Below are 2,249 nucleotides of genomic sequence, written 5' to 3' on the forward strand. Positions count from 1 at the left end.
GCGCTCGGCGGCGGGCGGCCGCGGGGCATGGGGGTGGGTGCACCCCCCCCCCCCCCCCCCCGGGGGTCAGCGTGCGGTGTACCCGTTGAGCGATCGCGGTCTTGTCCGTCATGAACGCCAGGGCCAAACGCCTCGTGATCAAGTCAAACGAGGCGGTCGGCAGAGCGCGTGTCACGGCCTCGTCGTCCTCAAAATCCAGGCAGAGGGCGGTGAGCCGGGGTTCCAGGCCACTGTAGCGGTCGCGGACCGCAGCGACGGAGAACTGCGCCCAGTCGACAGCCAGGGTCGTGTACCCCAGACCAGCCAGGCCGGCCGCGTAGCCACCCAAGCCACATCCCACGTCCAGCGCTTGCTGTCCAACAGCGGGGAGAGTGTGCTCGGCCAGAATGCGCAGCTCCTTGTCATCAGCGCGGTGGAAGCCGCAGCTCGCAGCGAAGAGTTCTTCCCAACGGGCCACCGGAATACGCGGAGTGCCACCTGACCGCGCGCCAGTACGGCTTGAGGTACCGCTATTGGTCATGCGGCGCACCCGACATTGGTCACGTACTCGTACCTACCCCACTACCAGCCGGGACCCACCCCAACTCGTCTGGTACCTGGCAGGCGAACATGCCCAGCGGGAATCGAAAACCCCAGGCGCTCCACCTGTGCCGTTGGGGACCATAGGTCCCGTGACCGCCAGAATCGCCGGATCCGGAAGCAGAGATCCGGAGCGGATCGCCGAACTTGCCTCCAGGGCAGGCGACAATGTGAAAATCCAGCACATCGCACCTGTCGGTACGGAACCTCCCGCAGCAGCAAAGACCCCTCTTCCCGCGCAGTGGACACAGCTCGATTCAGCAGTCGACCTCTCGGTCTTTCGTACAGAGTCCGGAGCGCAGCTCCTGCGATCCGGCGACGAAGCCGCCGAACCGCCCGAGGCGGGGTCCGGCACACCGTGCTCCACGCCGCAGGCCGGACGACGAGGAGCTGTAGGTGAACTCGGCAAGATCAATCGCACCGGGATTTCCTGTACCTCAACTACTCATACCCGTAGGAGCCCGTGAGTTCAGGAGAACTGACGGGTTTGTGGTGGGAACCCGCGGATGGGTGTACCGATTTCCGGGTGCGGCCCGTTGGGTTCGTTGTGAACCCGCGCGCGTGACCTCGCTGGTGTGGGGGTGCGCGTGCCGTCCGGACTCGGTTTCACACTTCGTCGCGGTGCATGAGGTGGCCGTCGACGAGCTGCCAGTGGTGCTGGTGGTCAGTCAATTGCCAGGTCTCGTCCGCAGCGATCGCCTGCGTGATCCATTCGTGCAGTTGCGGGAGGGCCTGCGCTCGTAGAACAGCGCGGGTGACAGCACGATCGGTGGCATCGACAGGGTGGACGTCTATACGGAAGCCGACCATTTCCGGGTGGATGCCGCGGCCGTACTTACGAGGGTGAGGAGCGACCCATGCCGTTCCCAGGACGATGGACCCGCTGTCATGCCCCGTGAGGAACCGCAGGTCCGTGACACGACTCCGGTAAGAGCCGAGACACTCGTCAATGTCGGTGGTGGTCAGAGGCCACGCACGGTGGCGGGGCAGTCTTCGTTTCCGTGCGGACATAGCAAGCAGAATGGCAGAAGTCACCGCCGGCCCTCTCAGGTTTGTTCGGCTACCTGCTCCAGCAATGCCCGTGCGGAGTCCGCGTAGCGCATCCCGGTCACGCCGTACCGGCCTCGACCCGCGATCCGGGTGAGGTGTTGCTGCCCCCGGCGGACGAGGGTACGGACAGATCACAGACGTCCCCCGGCGCGGACCGGGTGACGTGGTGTTAGAGCCGTGCGAGGGTATGGCGAACGTCACCTCGTGCGGTCTCACCGCGTGCCCCGCGCCTCCACCGTGCTGCCGCGGACTACTGTTTGTACGGCGCGGACAACGTCGCGCTCAGCTCCGGGATGTGCGCCCGCGCCAGGTGGCGTGGCGAGAGCGGTTCGCCGATCACAGTGGCGGGTCCGCGCCGGATTCACACCGGCTTCCTCGTTCCGCCGTCGCCTTGTCGCAGCCCATCATCGCATCCGGGCGAAGCCGCGTTGCGCGGGGGAACGCGTCGGTCGGATTCGTCGAAGTCTCCGGTCGTGGGATGGTTCGGCGCACTTCTCGGGCCGCTCGCGAGCGGCCTCCCGCCCCCCGCCCGAGCAGGGGGGGGGACCGTTAACGGGCGGGGAATGGGTAATCACAAACGACCACACGGGGGCCGGGTTTTTTTATACCCCGGCCCCCCC

2 protein-coding genes and 1 riboswitch are annotated in these 2,249 nt (G+C 66.6%); both genes read right to left on the reverse strand.

What is annotated here, in order from left to right; translation table 11 throughout:
* A partial coding sequence (locus ACFV2J_RS20630; RefSeq protein ID WP_385439894.1) for a class I SAM-dependent methyltransferase occupies positions 1 to 520 on the reverse strand: 520 nt, incomplete at its 3' end.
* Positions 521 to 1,185: 665 nt separating this feature from the next.
* Positions 1,186 to 1,389, reverse strand: coding sequence for a hypothetical protein (locus ACFV2J_RS20635; protein ID WP_385083178.1), 204 nt, complete (start codon positions 1,387 to 1,389; stop codon positions 1,186 to 1,188).
* Positions 1,390 to 1,877: 488 nt separating this feature from the next.
* Positions 1,878 to 2,004: riboswitch (cobalamin riboswitch) on the reverse strand.
* Positions 2,005 to 2,249: the final 245 nt, after the last annotated feature.

Source organism: Streptomyces sp. NPDC059668, from assembly GCF_042734135.1.
Lineage (GTDB): Bacteria > Actinomycetota > Actinomycetes > Streptomycetales > Streptomycetaceae > Streptomyces.